A 1423-nucleotide genomic window follows, 5' to 3' on the forward strand; every position below is an offset into this window, starting at 1 on the left:
TAGCACTACTTTGGCAGATTTTTAGAGTTGAGTCGTCGGCGGCAGTGGGGACATCGTGTTGATGGTGGCCGTTCGAGGGCCGCGATGATGGCCGCGCGGACCGCTGGCAGGGTCGGTTGAGGTGGCGGGCCCTGGATTCTTTTTTTCCCGCTTCGCCTGCTCGAGGCGCCGGGATTGAAGGAAGGCATAGGCGATCATGGTCATGAGCGCGTGCCGATGCAGCCCCGTCCATGACCGTCCCTCGAAGTGGTCGAGCCCGAGCTCCTCCTTCAACTGTTGATGGGCCTGCTCGCAGATCCAGCGCGCCTTGACCGCGCCGGCCAGACGGGTGAGCGAGGTGTCGGCGGGAAGGTTCGAGAGGTAATATTTGCGCTCTCCATTCGAGCGATGTTCGCCGATCAGCCAGGCCTCCTCTCCCGGCAGATGCTGCTGCCCCATGTCGCCGATCCTCTGGGGCGGCCCGTCGGCCACCTTGATCCGCATGGCGGCGAAGCGGGCCTTCAGCCGTCCCTTGGTCCCACGCCGCCAGCTCAGCATGCGCCAGGGCGCCGTCGCCAGCGTCTTCTCTGCCGACATCGACTTCGCGTCGGGCACATGGTTCTTGCGCGGGCGGCCGCGCCCGGAGACGGGGAAGACGAGAGCCACGTCAACCGGATAGACCTTCTGGCGCGCCCCAACGCCGACGGCCCAGGTGAGCCCACGCTCGCTCAGACCCTGCCGGAATGGCGCGGAGAGGCCATAACCGGCATCGGCCAGCACGCAGCCGAAGCGCAGGCCGGCCTTGCGCACCCGATCGATCTCGGCGAGCGCGATCTCGGGTTTGGTTCGATAGCCTCCGTGATCGTCCGGCACGCCGGCTCGGGAAAGCCGCGCAGGATCGCTCGTCCAGCTCTCGGGCAGGAACAGTCGCAATCCCACCATGACCGGCACTTCGCCGGAAGCCAGCGTCAGCGACACTAATGTCTGGCAGTTCGCGTTCTTGCCCAGGGCCGAGGCGTATTGCGGCGCGACGCCGACCGAGCGCTCGCCCTTCTTCGGCAGCGCCGTGTCGTCGACGATCAGCCAGGCCTCGGCGCCGCCGACCATCCTGTCGGCCTCGGCGAGCAGGGCCTTCTCCAACGGCGCCGCGTCCCAGACGCCGCCGGCGATGAAGTGGTGAAGCTGGTCGTAGCCGACGCCACCGTCGCGGGCCGCCATCGGCTGGATGCTCTTGCGATCACCGGCGCCAATCAGCCCCGCAACATAGGCCGGACACATCCGCGCCCGCACCTTGTGCCGCAGAGCAGCGAGAAAGGGCGCAAGCCACACATCGAGAACGGATTGCCAATTCTTCTCCATGGCCGGCCCTCCAGAAAGCCGACCACCCATGAATCACGCAAACCACGCCGCGGGAATCCCAAAAACGCCAAATGTCCTAAAAATC

Annotated in this window: 1 pseudogene; it reads right to left on the reverse strand. The window is 66.2% G+C overall.

Annotated features, from left to right (window positions below):
- Window positions 1-21: 21 nt before the first annotated feature.
- Window positions 22-1372 (reverse strand): annotated as a pseudogene (locus AC1RRW_RS22270) (IS701 family transposase).
- Window positions 1373-1423: the final 51 nt, after the last annotated feature.

The sequence above is a fragment of the Allobosea sp. GW821-FHT12C12 genome (genome assembly GCF_058807355.1).